Source organism: Candidatus Symbiopectobacterium sp. NZEC135 (assembly GCF_025962695.1).
The window spans coordinates 1-731 of record NZ_JAGFPF010001090.1; the positions used below are offsets into that span (position 1 = coordinate 1).

Genomic DNA, 731 nt, shown 5'->3' on the forward strand with positions numbered 1-731 from the left:
CGTCGTATTATGCAAAATCCTCCTTCTGTTGCCAATGCCCACCAGCGGAGTCGGTGTGAATAGCCATGGCCTAGAACCACAACATGCCGAAATCAGACGCGCGATAGAAACGCGTTTTTCGCTCTCTGCGCCTGACGGCGCCACGCTCTTTCCCACTACGCTGCTGCAAGCGCCGCTAACAGCGGAAGTTCCATCATGGCTGCACACGCTGACCCAAGGGCAGCCAGAGCAGGCGATTCCCTACCTGATGTCCCGATGGTCGCAGTGGTATTTTGCGTTACTGGTTGCCCCCTGGGTCTACGTACACCTGCGCTATCAGTGGCAACTCCCTTACCGTTTGGCGGACATTGCTTATGTGCAGAGTGAACAAGGTACGCCACAGCGTTTTGTCCTCTCCTCGCTCGGCAGTCCGGTTGCGGATCGCCAGTGGCAGGCTTTTTTACCGCTGATTGATGAACACATCGCTCCCGTATGCCAACAGCTCTCCGCGCTCTCCGGGCTGAGTGCAACACTGTTTTGGAATAATGCTGGGGTGCGTTTTTACCAGGGAATGAATCTGGCGGCACAAGAGGGCGTTGATGTGCAGCACGCCGCAGATTTACTCGATAGAGCAGAGCTGGCCAATGGCGAAAAAAATCGCCTATATCAACCGATTCGTTTACGTACCCTTCCCTCCGGTGAGCAAAAAAAGGAGCGGCGACATTGCTGCCTGATTTATCGTCTGGAAGGCG

General features: G+C 55.1%; 1 protein-coding gene. It reads left to right on the plus strand.

Annotated elements, in window-relative coordinates:
• Nucleotides 1-55 precede the first annotated feature (55 nt).
• Nucleotides 56-731, plus strand: a 676-nt coding sequence (gene fhuF / locus J5224_RS32630; protein WP_264629074.1) for a siderophore-iron reductase FhuF, incomplete at its 3' end; no start/stop codon positions are given.